The sequence below is a fragment of the Paenibacillus maysiensis genome, assembly GCF_000520815.1.
GTDB lineage: Bacteria > Bacillota > Bacilli > Paenibacillales > Paenibacillaceae > Paenibacillus > Paenibacillus maysiensis.
Genome location: NZ_ASRY01000025.1, coordinates 21,596 through 35,235, shown reverse-complemented (window position 1 = coordinate 35,235; position 13,640 = coordinate 21,596). Strand labels below are relative to the sequence as shown.

Here is a 13,640-nt window from a genome sequence, read left to right as displayed (position 1 = left end):
CCTATACATATGTATACACTTATATCCCTACGCTGGCATTATCCAACAGGTTCACACGGTCTACGACGGCTTAGTCGTACTCTCAGCTTGCTTCCACAGGCTCCCGATATATTTTTTTCTAATGTTACGGGTTCGTCATACAAAAATCAACAGATATTTTGATCATGTAAAAAACGTTTGGAGGTTTGCTTTTGGACCCATCAATCCATCTATTGCTTCTTCCCCGTCTGCTGTTGTAGCCGCTGATGGCTCGGGTGACTATCTTTCTCTAATTGAAGCTTTAGCATCCAATGAAACAAATATTTTAGTAAAAAACGGTATTTACAATGTTTCTTCTACTATATTGATCCAAAACCACACTACAAAAATACAGGGTGAATCCATTGAACAAACGATACTTCGCCAAGCCGATCCTTCTAAGGGTTTAATCAAAATAAACGCCGATGATGTTTCGATTACCCGCTTAACCCTGGATACGTTAACTCACTCTGCTCAAGCAGCTCTTATCGAGTTTTAGGGACTTATGTTCAGCATCCCTTATGGATGGAGGGCAATAATTTTGGGAAATAATATTGCCCTACCCATTCTGGAGATTCAGGTCTGACTACAGCTCCTTATAAGATGACCTCCTTAACGACTTTTTACGAGAAGCTGGATCGCTTCCTTAACAAGTTTATCTGTAGCACCACCAGCCTCTTGTTCTTCCAATATACAACGTTGCAGATTCTCTGCCACGATCTGGGCAATCGCTTTATCGGATGCGTTGCGTACGGCAGATAGCTGACTTACTACGTCCTTACAGGATTGTCCTTCATCCATTAAACGAAGCACCCCACGCACCTGACCCTCAATTCTTCTCAGGCGTGTTTTCAGTTCATCACTATAATTGTAATCCATCAGGTATACACTCCTTTTTGATTTAATCATATACATGTATAGGTATATTATAAACAAAAAAAATAATAAGGACATCCTAAATGAATAGATTTACCTTACCCTGCGAAGCATCCCCCAGGTAGGCAGCTACTCCGGCATATTCCAAACCGTCCATCAGCTCTTCCTGCTGCAGTCCTAGCAGGTCCATGGTCATGGTGCAGGCCACCACACCAGCTTGATCCCCTGCTCTTGCGCCAGCTCGATAAGCTGCGGAAGTGAAAGCACATTATGCTTTTTCATAACATGCTTGATCATCTGCGGGCCGAGTCCAGTAACGTTATTTTCCCGTTTGCGAACAGTGTTGTCTGTAATTCTTCATGGCTTATCGTCCATGGAAAGCTTTGTTCTTCCTTCACTTCATCGGGATTAGATTTACGTAAATAATGCTGCATCACATCTCCTGATTGAAGAGTACCTAAATATTGATGTCCGTATTTTGAGCCCAGCTCTGTAAATCGGCTAATGAACCATTGTCCGTGGCTTGAATTTCGATAACCTGCCCGGCATTGAGTTCATTTTTCGTTTTGACAATGGGCATGGGACAAGCAAGTCCTTTGCAATCCAGAATTTGATCTGCTTGGACATTAGTTGATGATATTGTACATACCTCCGCTTATTTTTGGGGGGAATTCAATCTGAACGAAGCATGCTCTCCTTGTCAACCTATTTGGTTGTTTGTGTTCACAGGCGCACAAACGAGTATACCTGATATAGTCAAAGTGAAAAAAGAAAAAACCGCATAGATCGCGGCTTTCATAGCTTGGAAGTATATTTTCTGATAAAGCCCCATTATAGATTTTTTTATTGACGTTTTTTTAATGCGAGTATTGTATCCGTTATGCCTTTTTCAAAAGGGGTCTTGGGTATAGGGCCTACAACACGCTCGTATTTGCTACCATCCAGTACAACAGGTGTTTGGGTCAAATATAGCATCTCTACGATTTCACGAATCACGGGATCAAATAATCCGATTAGACGAAGTGCGGTTTTTCGCAGTGGAAAGACAGGTTTAGTTTTACCACTTGCTTTTTGTGCAATATGCACAAGCTTTTTGCCGGAAATCACACCCGCCCCCGGTATGTTCCAATTTTGACCGTAAGCTTCTTCCCGGCTAGCTAATTCCACGATCATCACTGCCACATCGGGTAGATACACATATTCGCGGGGGACATTCAAGCCTCCTATGAAAATAGTCGGTTTTCCAGCAGCCACAGCCTCCATAGTTAATCCTAAATAAGAGGATTTGTTGGCGGTAGGTCCGTAATAATCAGGCAATCTTGCAATCATAGGCCGTGCATGATCCCAGCGGGAACTGAATATAAGCTTTTCAAATTCCAGCTTGACTTTTCCCTTACGGGTATGAGGATTTTTGGGATGTTCCTCATTCACCAATGGGGTCAATGCCTTTCCGTACGGATAAATTCCGTCTATGATGACTATTTTCTTACCTAAACGGTTGGCTGCCTCCATGACGGATTCCCCCAAAGGAAGCTGGCGTGTCTCCATTTCGTGGTATGGAACAGCCGCACATTGGAAAATGACATCTGCATCCTTAACCGCGTCACTAACCTGATTCGCATCGAATACATCGCCTTTATAAATAGACAGATGCTTTGGCTGACCCAATGACGCTTGTAATTGCTGGAGCTTATCGGAAGAACGGCCGAAGGCGATGGTTTCAATGCCTCTGTTGAGAAGCTCATGTAGAATTGCCGACCCAGTTCCTCCGGTTGCACCTAATACGATTGCTTTTTTCATTGTGAACACTCCTTAAATAGAATTATTTAGTGACTAATCAATAACAGAATGCGATAAAATAATAGTTAGTGATTGATCAATTACTAACTATTAAAATAAACGAGGCTAATCGTTTATTTTCATCAGCTCGGGCAGATCCAGCGACATTGAGATATTACACAGCATACCTCTGGCCAGAAAAAGCATCGTTCTTTCCAATGCCTGATCAGTACCTGCCTGGCGAAAAGCATCATATACCGTCGCATGAATTTTACGTAATTCCTGCTGCATCACGTTCATAACCACGTCCTCGTGAATCGTCTGCGCCTGCATTTGCAAAAGGATCTCATTGCGGTATTCCACCATAATTTGCGAATAAGCTGCAATAAGCTCCTGCTCTAGCCGTTCAGACGAGACCGAATGAATAACTCGGTGAAAAGAGTCTATGATGCGTGCAAATGAAACCTTCAACGCTTCAACAAGCAAAGCTTCCTTGGTAGCGAAAAAACGGAAAACATATGGCTGAGAAATGTTGGCTCGTTCAGCAACTTTGGCTGTTGTCGCACGATAGTAACCCATCTCTGCAAACACTTCAATGGCGGCGGAGATGATTTCCTTTTGACGATTTATTGATGTTGACGTAGCTTTGGTCATAAAATCTCCATCCTTTTGTTCAACACAGATTCAGATTAGTGATTGATCAATTACTAAATCCAATATATACGACACTGCACGAAAATGCAATAGTAATCGCTCAGAAAAAAATAAGTCGCCTCCGGGATGGTTACGGAAGCGACTCTTTTATTTGTTTCAATGAGATACAAACCAAGTGTAACCGAACCACATTTCCAGAATACCTCTACTTGTTTCCAACTTGTAAACAAGGACATTGAAGATCATCCAACATACACTATTTACGATAGTACGATCCTAACTGTTGTTGAGAAAAAGGATAGGGAGAATTGCTGTTTTTCAACCACATATTCCCTTTTATGATGAAGATATATACAGCAAAAGCAAAGTAGATTGTCCCCCAGATCCAGTCTGCTGCGGTGGGTGCATTGTACTTGACAATATCGTGAATGTACCAGATTCCGACCGGAACATGGAGGGAGACTGCCGTAAACAAACCGGGATTATATAAGGTTTTTGCTTTTAAATTCACAACAATTCCATGCCAGACTACCTGGAAGAAGCCCATAAAAATAGGCGCGAGTCCAAGCCATATCACGTGCGGAAATAATATCGGGAGTAAATAAAACACATAGGCAATTACCACATTAATAATCATGGCTGATTGGGTATTTAAGGGGTACCGATCCGGGGTTTCACTTTTAAACATGACGTTGTTAAATAGACCGGCAAAATATCCAGGCCAGCGGTACTCCTCAAATTGATGAAAAAGTATGGTTACAAAGCTCAACCATAAAATTCCTGTTATATCCGAAAAAATGGCTCTGTTCATAAGTAAACCAATACATACGATCACACCGATGATAGCTCCTGCGTCCTGCCAGTATTTTCTCAAAAAATTCATAGTATTCACTCCAGTCATTTATTATTTCAGGATTTTTGCAAAATCCTCATTTATCAAAATATCTTTCAAACAACAGGTTTAATTGTTCCTCGATTGATGGCATTTCCACAGCCGCTCCGGATTCAAGAATCGGGCTCATCAATGCGGGAAGAAAAATAGCCCCAAATATTTGCAGCATCATCGCTAACAATCGCTCTGGCCGTTGCTCACCTGTCAAGTCCTTGATCGTACTTTGCACTTTGGGGAATCCCATCATGTTTAAAAACCTTCCGTATTCCTGTTGGGATGTGAAGGGCGTGCTACCCATGACAATGACTCGTGAGAGAAGCTCCGGGTATTGCCGAATGACTTGTAAATAATCAAACAAAAATTGTTTCAGTCGATCTTGGGGCGGGATCGCTGTATTGTCCAAAATAGAAAAAGTGTGCTGAAAGCCACTTAATATCACTTCAATGGCTTCACTGAGCAGATTTTCCTTAGAGCCAAAATAATAATTAACTAGAGAAATATTGGTGGTCGACAGGTCGGCAATTTTCCTGATTGTAACCGCCTCAAAACCTTCCTTTTTAATGAATTCAAGCGCAGCGTGTAATATTTTTTCTTTGGTTTGCTGTTTTTTGTCTACGTGATTCATACTTCTCCTCCTCTTACCTGGTCCAATCAGAGTGGATTGAATAGACCAGAATCCTATAAGTTAAACATAATTTAAAACACTGTTTAAATTTATGTTTGAACTTAGTTTAGCACTTTATATTTCGCAATACAAGCGCAGTTTGATATTTAGCATATACAAAAACCCGCAAACGAATGAGATCGCTTGCGGGTTGCTATAAATTGAGATTGAGAAAAGGATTAAATCGCCCAATTTCCTTTGCGGAATACGGCCTCTGTACTTCCGTCCTGCAGCTCGCCGTCAATATCCAGCTCAGCGGAGCCGATCATAAAGTCAACATGGGTCAGGCTGATATTGGCACCGTTCTGGAGCAGCTCTTCCCGGTTCATTTGTGTTCCTTTTTCGAGGTTAAACGGATACGCACTGCCGAGCGCCAAGTGACAGGAGGCATTTTCATCAATCCCTGTATTGTAAAAGATGCGATTGAGATTGGAAATCGGCGAATCGTGCGGCACCAGCGCGACTTCACCCAAATAGCTGGCCCCTTCATCCGTAGCCAGCAAATGAGTCAGATGTTGCTCGCCGGATTCCGCTGTATATTTGGTAACTTTTCCATCCTTAAAGGTAAATGTAATGCGATCGACCAGTTGTCCATTCAAATTTAACGGCATCGTGCTGGTGACATAACCATTTACACCTGTACGTTTAGGCATTGTGAAAACTTCTTCTGTCGGCATATTTGCCACAAAGTAGTCTCCACGCTCGTTTTCACCACCACCGCTGCGCCAAATATGTCCGTCGGCCAGTTCGATTTTCAAATCTGTTCCGGGTGCGCGGTAGTGCAGGCTTTTATACTTTTTATGATTCAGCTTGTTTTGCAGCTGTTCGAGGTTTTTCAGATGCTTCTGCCAATTCAGGACGGGATCGGAGCCATCTACACGATTCATCTGGAAAATAGTTTCCCACATGACACGAATTCGGTCCTCTTCCGCCACATCGGCAAACACTTTATCGGCCCAAGCCTTCGTCGGTGCTTTGATCAGACACCAGCTGATTTTATGATTTCGGGTGTAGTGGGAGAAGCCCTCTCTCGCCGTTACCGCCGCCTTCGTTGCACGCGATACTTTTTGCGGATCAATGCCTTGATACAGATCCGGGTTCGGAACCTTGATTGTTAGCGTGGCTCCACCCTCTTCGGCGAATTTCTCCATCATTTCTGCCTTCCAAGCAGGGTAGTAATCAAAGCTGGCTTCGTCACCATGTTCAAAACGACTACGTGTAATGGAATCATCCTCAAACTCTACCTGTACATATTTAGCGCCTGCTTCATAGGCTTTGCTGACAATCAGGCGTGTAAACTCAACGGTTTCCAGTGGTGCAGTTACCAACAACGCCTGTCCGGGCTGGATGTTGACACCTACTCTTACGACCAGTTCTGCATATTGCTCCAGCAATGCTTCAAAGGAACTCATTTTTCCACGCTCCTGTTCCGAATTTCATGATATTTACAATCTACAATTACAGTACAGACTGCTTCTCCAATTCACGCAGCTCCACTCTTCGTATTTTACCCGAGCTGGTTTTGGGAAGCTCCTGAATAAACTCTATTTTTCTTGGATACTTGTAAGGTGCTGTCGATGCTTTCACATGATGTTGCAGTTCCTTCACCAACTCCGGTGATCCTTTTACTCCGGCTTTGAGTACAACGTAGGCTTTTACAATATGTCCCCGGATTTCGTCAGGACTGGCTACGGCAGCACACTCCTGTACAGAGTCATGCTTCATGAGCGCTTCCTCCACTTCGAAGGGACCGATGGTATAACCGGAGCTGATAATGATATCGTCACCGCGTCCTTCAAACCAGAAGTATCCATCCTCGTCCTTGCGCGCTCGGTCTCCTGTAACAAAATAGTCTCCATGGACACTGACTGCTTTGCGCTCTGGATCAAGGTAATATGTATGGAATAATGCCGGCAGATCAGCACGCACTGCAATATCGCCAACTTGGCCCGGAGCCAGTGGAACACCGTCCTCGTCTACGATCTCAACCAGTCCTGGCGCAATGGATTTCCCCATTGAACCTGTGCGCAAAGGCACGTCCTTCAAATTACCGATAATCAAAGTGCTTTCCGTCTGGCCATAACCGTCACGAATCGTAATGTTGAACTGCTCCTGAAACTTGTTAATGACCTCCTGATTAAGAGGTTCTCCCGCAGAAACTGCGCTGCGCAGTTGGGACAGATCATATTGATCCAACCCATCCGTCTTCGCCATAATCCGGTATTCCGTTGGGGTACAGCATAACACTTGAATCTGGTATTGCTGTAGGAACTGCAGATAGCGACCCGGACGAAAAGAACCATTATATACGAATCCGGTCGCTCCATTTCCCAATACGGATAGAAACGGACTCCAAATCCATTTTTGCCATCCTGGCGCAGCTGTAGCCCATACCGTATCCGAGGCCTGGATATCCAGCCAAGGGGATGTAATCCGAAGATGGGCAAATCCCCAGCCGTGGCTATGTACGACACCTTTAGGATTTCCCGTGGTACCGGAGGTATAGGCCAGAATTGCCATGTCATCCCGGTGCGTTTTCACAGCTTCAAAGGTATCTTCCTGTCCAACCATCAGCTCATTCAGCTCCAGCCAGCCGGGTTCAGCTACGGTGTCGTCGCTGGAAACCGAGATACGGTAATCCAGGGAAGGCAAATCCCTGTCTACTTTTTCCACTTCACCTGTTACTCCGGTCCAGGCAATCACCCCGCGCGCTTCCGAATGGCGAAGTCGATAGGCAATATCCTTGGCCCGAAGCATTTCGGAAGAAGGAATAACGGCAAGTCCCAGCTTTAAGCATGCTAGGTAAATCACATACGCAATAATGCGACGTGGTACTACGACCAGAACCCTGTCTCCTTTGTTAAATCCCAGTCCTGCGAGTCCTCCAGCCAGTCGATTAGCTTTTTTCAGCAGCTCCCCGTAGGTGATTTCCTCGTAGTCTCCTGTTTCGCTTAACCACTTGAGTGCTGTTTTGCTAGCGTCATGGTGTTCCATTTCCGAAGTCATATTGTAATATTCAGGCGCAAGCCATTGCTGTTGATCTGTCAAATTGTACATTCCCCTTTATACATAAGATGAGAGCCACGATCTAATCTTATTATAACACGACTTAGTACCAGGTTCTAAACCCAGACTCATTTTTTTGAAAAAAATAAAGTCCGTAGAAGCGAACGACAAAAAGAAAGAGCCAGGGTTCAGACTCTTTTTCTCTGCTGCTATAAAGCTTTTAAAACTGGAGTTCCACTTCCGTAGATGCAGCTTCCTGTCCGTTCACAAGCAGTGTAATACGGTGTGCACCTGGATAATGGCGGCGGGTCGTCAGGTCTGCGAAACGGTATGTTCGCGTACCTGTAAGAAGGGTTCCTCCGGGTACGTTTTTGTCGGAAAGCAAAAATAATTTACGCGAGACTTGTCCTCTTGCCTTCACAAAGTCGATGCCGTATTCGATGCGTACTCGCACCGGGTCACCTTCCCGAAGTTGAAGCGTATAGCTTAGCTCACAGCTATCACCGAGCTTTAACACAGCCGGATCGGCAGTAAAAGACGCTTCCGTGACTAACGGGGACCCATTCGTTTCTTCGGCATAGCCGAACATTGCCATCACTTCGGGGATGGATTTGCGAATCAGGGTCCGGCAGCCGTGGCGTACAATCCAGTCGGTGTCGGGATGCGTGCCTTTCCATCGCCTAGCTGTTGCAATGACTGCTTCGGGATGGTCCTTGGCGATGTCGTTCAGGTTGTTGGCTACACTTTTACGTACATACAGTGAGGGATCGGCTTTCAACTGTTCCAACACGGCTAATACCGGAGCGGGATCGCGCTTAAATATGGGCAACGCCTGCCCCCACGGCAGTCGCGGACGACAGCCTTCGCTGGCAAGACGGCGAACGTGCTCGCTTGGATGCCCCGCCCAGACCGTCATCTGGCGCATCATCCGTTCCGGTTCGCGCAGCAGGAAGGGTCTGACGGCAAACTCCGCAGATGACTTCTGTGTGAAACGCTCCAGCGCTTCCATGGAAAGCGTCCAATGCTCCTCCCCCTGCCCATACACCTCCACAAAATCCGGAAAGAATAAGTACGGGAAACCGCTGCAATGCTCGTCTATGGCAAAAAGGACAGCCAAGGCTTCTTCATAACGACTGGGCAAGAACGTCCCCAATGTTAGTGAAATCCGCCGCATCCGGGCTTTTAGCTCCAACTCATTCCACGATTCGTCCATGACCTGATGGATAAATCCCTGGGTATCAAACGAGCTATACGCCGTTTGTACTCTTTCACCGAACAGGCGAAGAAAATCCTCTGTGTATATATTTTTTAAAGGTTCAGCCATCTTGTATCTCCTTTTGTATCCGAATGTAAACGATAGATTCATACCTTCGTCTATGATAACCATAAACGGAGCTCCAACACCAGCAGTCATTATTTTTAATATTCTCCTGAATGAGAGGAATGTCTGCCTGAGCGGCAGGCCATTTAAGCTCCAACTGCCGAATTGTTTCGTACGCCTCATAAGTTACGTACTGCAATCTCTCTGCATCTTCCTGTTGTGCCAGACGATAGATTTCGCTCATGTTAACTCGCCTCCCTATAGTGCTATTATAATGCGCGTGAATCACTAAATGATTAATCCTATCAACTTAATCAGATATAAAAGTTAACATAACTGTAGCTCGCTCACCATCCAGCGACAAATTAATTTTTTCTATAAGTATATTTAAAATAACAATAACCCCTCGAAAAGTGAAAATCCAGGGATCAAAGTCAACGCAAAAAAGCCCGAAAACCGGGCTCCTTTACTTTCTAGACTAATAAAATGCTGCCCATATCCATGGCATTCAAACGCAACATGTATGCTTTGTTATTCGGCAGGAGCTGTAAAGCTGCGTTTGGCAAACTCACTGTCCAGCATGTAAAAAGCGTTGCTGTCTCTTTCAATCCGTTTGAGCTTCTGGATCACACTGTCGAACAGAGCTTCCTCTTCGACTTGCTCATCAATAAACCATTTTAGGAAATGGATCGTTGCATGCTCGCGTCCGTCCAGAGCCAAGTCAGCCAAACGATAAAATTTCTGCGTATTTTGCTGCTCATGCTTATAGCCGTGCTCAAACACATCCAGCATGGAATCATAGCTGTTTTTAGGCTCAGGTAATGCTGCCAGTGTGGCGCGTCCTCTGCGATCATTAATATATTTGTACAGCTTCATGGCATGAAACCGTTCCTCTTCAGCTTGTACCAGAAAAAAGTTTGCGAACCCATCCAGACTTTCGCTGGAGCAATAAGCAGCCATTGCCAGATATACGTGAGCGGAGTAAAATTCAAAGTTCATTTGCTCATTTAGAGCCTGTGCCAAATTGTCGTTCATGTCTCAGGTCACCTCAGTCATGTATGTATTGATGTAGCACTCTTAGTGTACCACGAAACCAATCACAAAAACGAGCACAAAAAAACGAGCGCAATATGAGTTTTAACATCCTCGCATTGCGCCCGCCTCACACTAAGTTTATTTTACAATCAAGGCTCCAGCCCCCATACAAGTTGGTCGTTCACATACAGAGGCGTTTTGTCCCAATCTGTATAAGACGTTTTGGTCGCATCATAGGAAAAATCATCACTTTCGTTATAATTGCTCCAGTCCGTTTTGTTCAAGCGAACCTGAATATCCCCTGTGTTGGCTCCTGCTGCCAGACTTCCCGCACTAGCTCCAAAGGAGATTTCCAGATAGTAATCTGCCCCCGTCACGGCCTTATCCAGCTTCACAATACGTCCCTGAACGTTGCCGCTACCGAGCTGTGCATGGTCACAATGAAATTCCTGCGGCTTGTCGCCATCCACTGTATAATAATACCGCAGCTTGACATTCTTCAAATCAACAGCCTCTTTCCCCTTGTTTACAACACGGAAAAGCGGGCGGATCTGATTATCTCCCGGGTTCGTGTCGCCCACGCGGTATTGGGCAATCACATCTCCCGTAGCCGAAACGGGTGCTGCTGTCGGCTTGGCGCTGACCTCGGCAGAATCCGGGCTGGTTCCCAGGGAATTGGTCGCACTTGCTACATAATAATAGGTGGTTTCATTCACCACTCCTGTGTCCTTGTAAGTGCTGTCAGTTACTGTGGCTACCGTGGCATAAGGTCCTCCACTGGTTGTAGAGCGCTTGACGGTATAACTGTCTGCTCCCGTCGCTTTGCTCCAGGTCAGTGTTACCTGAGCATCCCCGGCGTTTGCCTTCACATTGGCTGGAGCTTTGGGAGCCGTCGGTTCGGTTGTTCCACCACCGTTGATGAGGCGATCATATTCAGCATAAGCTGTCGCCATATCGACTTGGGACCAGAAACGGTGATACGTAAATTCTGGAGCGCCTTTGTCCCATTTTTTCGTCTGATTATTCCATGAGGTCGTGTATTTGTCCTTGAGATAAGACCATTGCGGATCTTTGGTGATGTTAGGTCGAATATCGGTATAGCTGGAATACGTACCATTACCACCCTTGGACGGATCAGAAGCGGTAGCATCTGCGCCAGGAATGGTGTTACCTTGTCCTGTTTTACCACTCCAGCCGTTCGGGATATACACTTCTTTCGTAAAATAACGATAATAATCCTCGCGGTCTTCCTTCGTTGTAATGCCTACACCGTCATTGTAGCCCCAAGCAGCATCCAGCAAAGCTTTGGACAGATCCTTGGCCTCCTTGCCCAGTGCGGTGTAATCACCTTTTTCGGCTTTCGTTCCAGCAGCAAAAAAAGTAAGCGCTTTAACATAACTGCCCAGCACTCCCGCATCCTGCCCCGGAGTCTTCGTTACCACATGCAGATTGGTATTCCCTTTGTAATTGGCAAATCCGCTCCACGTTTCCGGTTTTCCACTCCATTCCAGTTTGCTCGGTACCCAGAACTCACCTTTAGCTGTAGTTGTGGCCACTTTCGGATTTTTTCCACCCAGAATACGTTTGCCTTGTGCGTCCAAATAATAGCCCTGTGCATCCGTCACAGGACGTTCGTTCGCAAATACATAGCTCTTGGACCATGCAATCCAGTTTTCCGTCACTTGTTTAGCCATCTTAAACTGCTCGGAAGAAGTATCCCCCTTCTTGGCTAAAATATAGTACAGCTCAGCAATCCGTTCGACTGGCCATGCCTGCATCCCAAACCAGTTGTTGGACGGTGGATCGTTATATACCGGAGCCCCCGTGTAAGCCAAGCCATAAAAGGTACTCGTGCCTGCCGGATACGCCTTATAGGCACCATCCCAGCTATTCGTTGCTCCCCCTGCAATCGCTCCCTCATCGGATTGCAGCCAAGTGTAAAATTCCAGTTGGCGCTTCAGCGAGGTCGCCCAGTCCTGTCCTGCTGTTGGCGAAGCCGGAATCAATCCGCCATCTTTATCGGACAAGGCGTAGGCTGCGACTACATTTTGGTAGCCTTGATGCGCATGACTGGCGCCTATCCGCCAAGCCCAGTTACCGCTTTGGCCCAGTCCGCCGCCCCACGCCGTATACCATGCCATCAGATAATGGCTTGCATCCTTGCCAGTGCCAGCTACCGGGGTTCCATTGGAAGCGCTTCCGGTTTTCTGAAAGTATTTATCGTACATGCCGTACCGCAAGAAGTCCCCCATCTTTTTTGCTTTATCCAAATAAACGGAGTTGTCATACCCCAGCTCTTTAGCCCAATACATGGCTTGAACCGCCCGTGCGTCCGCATCGGTGGCATTCGTGTAGCGCCATTGCTGTGCAGGAGCATTATTCTCCTTGGTGAACAGGCTCATAAAGCCTTCATTTGCTTTACCAAATTTTTGATTATCCTGCGATGGATGCGGGACGGCTTCCCAAACCGATTCCTGCTCCCCGCGTTGGAAGGTGTTCACATAGGTCGCTGTATGAGACGGATTCAGCAGATTGCCAAAACCGTACCAATTATCCACGTCCAGCAGCCAGTGCATCAGATAGGTCTGATTATTGCCATAGGTTGCCTTCAACTCTGCATCCAGTGGGTCCTTGCCACCACTATACTGACCACTCAGACGGCTTGGATATTGATCTGGCTGCGGATATTCTGCTGCATAGGTGGCGGGGCTGTTCGGGTTGTAGTTACTCATGGTAGGCTGCTCTTCCTTGCCGTCACCCTCATTAACAGGAATGATGTATTTCTCCATGTTATCCCATGCCGATTCCAAATGTCCCCAATCCCCGGTATAATGGCCATACAGCACTTCCAGCCACATCCAGTAGCTATACGCTTCCGAGGTCGTTAAGTGTCCGTAGTCCGGGGCCTCGCTCATCAGGGTTTCAACCGAATGGTAAGGTATACCTTCCTTGGAAAAATATCCACTGGCCGGGTCCTTCAGTTGTTTATACATTTGTAGGAAGCGTGTCGATTCCGGTGTTGCAGCCGATGCACGATCAGGTTCAGCCTGAAATATGCCCAAAGTTAGCGGAAGCACCAAAATGGCTGACATGACCATAGAGACAGATTTCCTGAACACGGATTTTTTGCTGATCACTTTTCCATCCATCCTCTCCAATATCAATTTTGGCTTTACACAAGCTTTTGTTCCGAAAAAAGACAGCACAAAAAGACAGCACCATCACCTCACTTTCCCGTCAAAAAGGTGGAGGACACGCTGTCCATTAGCTCCAAACGCTTCACATTGGCCCTGGAAAAAATATACCATACCCACCGCCAAATGAGAGTCGAAAAAATCAATATGTTTATGGTTTAGTAATGAAAATTGACGAAATTACAGGAAATCGGTACGATT

At 45.9% G+C, this 13,640-nt stretch carries 12 protein-coding genes, 2 pseudogenes and 1 riboswitch; of the genes and pseudogenes, 1 reads left to right on the top strand and 13 read right to left on the bottom strand.

Translation table 11 applies throughout. The features are described from left to right. Positions 1–7: 7 nt before the first annotated feature. A riboswitch (TPP riboswitch) is annotated at positions 8–117 on the bottom strand. Positions 118–121: 4 nt separating this feature from the next. Beyond that, positions 122–517 (top strand): pectinesterase, encoded by a 396-nt coding sequence (locus L696_RS30135; protein WP_155985285.1) that lies wholly within the window; start codon positions 122–124, stop codon positions 515–517. Positions 518–630: 113 nt separating this feature from the next. On the opposite strand, the gene L696_RS0101710 is transcribed toward L696_RS30135, so the two are convergent. The 13 genes and pseudogenes from L696_RS0101710 to L696_RS0101640 all read right to left on the bottom strand — a co-directional run bounded on the left by L696_RS0101710 (position 631) and on the right by L696_RS0101640 (position 13,343). Next, on the bottom strand, positions 631–897 hold the full coding sequence (locus L696_RS0101710) for a metal-sensitive transcriptional regulator (RefSeq protein ID WP_025682107.1): 267 nt from the start codon (positions 895–897) through the stop codon (positions 631–633). Between the two features lie 76 nt (positions 898–973). Next, a pseudogene (locus tag L696_RS28080) lies at positions 974–1,215 on the bottom strand (DsrE/DsrF/DrsH-like family protein); the annotation flags it as partial. After that, positions 1,203–1,534: pseudogene (locus tag L696_RS28075) on the bottom strand (sulfurtransferase TusA family protein); the annotation flags it as partial. The pseudogenes L696_RS28080 and L696_RS28075, both read right to left, overlap by 13 nt. 203 nt (positions 1,535–1,737) lie before the next feature. Beyond that, positions 1,738–2,694 (bottom strand): SDR family NAD(P)-dependent oxidoreductase, encoded by a 957-nt coding sequence (locus L696_RS0101685; RefSeq protein WP_025682106.1) that lies wholly within the window; start codon positions 2,692–2,694, stop codon positions 1,738–1,740. Positions 2,695–2,799: 105 nt separating this feature from the next. Then, the gene (locus L696_RS0101680) at positions 2,800–3,327 is read right to left on the bottom strand and encodes a TetR/AcrR family transcriptional regulator (protein WP_025682105.1); all 528 of its coding nucleotides are present in this window, start codon (positions 3,325–3,327) and stop codon (positions 2,800–2,802) included. A 256-nt stretch (positions 3,328–3,583) separates the two neighbouring features. Then, positions 3,584–4,210: an HXXEE domain-containing protein gene (locus L696_RS0101675; RefSeq protein ID WP_025682104.1), complete on the bottom strand. Its 627-nt coding sequence runs from the start codon at positions 4,208–4,210 to the stop codon at positions 3,584–3,586. A gap of 46 nt (positions 4,211–4,256) precedes the next feature. Further along, positions 4,257–4,844 (bottom strand): TetR/AcrR family transcriptional regulator, encoded by a 588-nt coding sequence (locus L696_RS0101670; RefSeq protein WP_025682103.1) that lies wholly within the window; start codon positions 4,842–4,844, stop codon positions 4,257–4,259. A 218-nt stretch (positions 4,845–5,062) separates the two neighbouring features. Beyond that, on the bottom strand, positions 5,063–6,295 hold the full coding sequence (locus L696_RS0101665; protein WP_025682102.1) for an aminopeptidase: 1,233 nt from the start codon (positions 6,293–6,295) through the stop codon (positions 5,063–5,065). 46 nt (positions 6,296–6,341) lie between these two features. Further along, entirely contained in the window at positions 6,342–7,931 is a 1,590-nt protein-coding gene (locus L696_RS0101660; RefSeq protein WP_025682101.1) for an acetate--CoA ligase, read from the bottom strand. A 178-nt stretch (positions 7,932–8,109) separates the two neighbouring features. Next, positions 8,110–9,213, bottom strand: coding sequence for a DNA alkylation repair protein (locus tag L696_RS0101655; protein ID WP_025682100.1), 1,104 nt, complete (start codon positions 9,211–9,213; stop codon positions 8,110–8,112). Continuing rightward, positions 9,206–9,454 (bottom strand): hypothetical protein, encoded by a 249-nt coding sequence (locus tag L696_RS0101650; RefSeq protein WP_025682099.1) that lies wholly within the window; start codon positions 9,452–9,454, stop codon positions 9,206–9,208. Before L696_RS0101650 ends, L696_RS0101655 begins: the two co-directional genes overlap by 8 nt. A gap of 287 nt (positions 9,455–9,741) precedes the next feature. Then, positions 9,742–10,245, bottom strand: a complete 504-nt coding sequence (locus L696_RS0101645) for a ferritin (protein WP_025682098.1) — start codon at positions 10,243–10,245, stop codon at positions 9,742–9,744. A gap of 149 nt (positions 10,246–10,394) precedes the next feature. Next, positions 10,395–13,343 carry a glycoside hydrolase family 48 protein gene (locus L696_RS0101640; RefSeq protein WP_209440926.1) on the bottom strand — a complete coding sequence of 983 codons (2,949 nt, stop codon included), beginning with the start codon at positions 13,341–13,343 and terminating at the stop codon, positions 10,395–10,397. Positions 13,344–13,640 lie beyond the last annotated feature (297 nt).